Genomic DNA, 372 nt, shown 5'->3' with positions numbered 1-372 from the left:
CGCGGTGCTGGAGGAGTCCGGGGATAAAAACAGCACCTTACAGGGGGTTTATCAGCAACTGGTGGCGCTGCACCGTTACCTGCTGGGCATTCAGAACGCGCCGGTCCCGGGCAAAGCCGCCCTGAATGCTGTGCAGCAGCGGCTTGAACAGCATAACGACGACCCGATTTTCGACGTACAGCAGCGGGCGAAAACCCTGCCGGCACCGCTCAACCGCTGGGTCGGCGCACTGGCGGAACAGGCCTGGCGGGTGGTGATGCGGGAAGCCATCCGTTCGCTGGAAATCGAATGGCACGACACCGTCGTCAGACAGTACCAGACCTACCTGGCCGGCCGCTATCCGTTTAACCCGGACGCGACGGAGGATGTGCC

1 pseudogene is annotated in these 372 nt (G+C 62.9%); it reads left to right on the top strand.

Annotated features, from left to right (window positions below):
- Positions 1 to 372, top strand: a pseudogene (locus SLS51_RS23430) (type VI secretion system membrane subunit TssM); the annotation flags it as partial.

Origin of the sequence: Photorhabdus africana, assembly GCF_035181445.1 — a bacterium.
GTDB lineage: Bacteria > Pseudomonadota > Gammaproteobacteria > Enterobacterales > Enterobacteriaceae > Photorhabdus > Photorhabdus laumondii.
The sequence above is the reverse complement of the archived record's forward strand: the minus strand, read 5'-3'. Positions and strand labels throughout refer to the sequence as shown.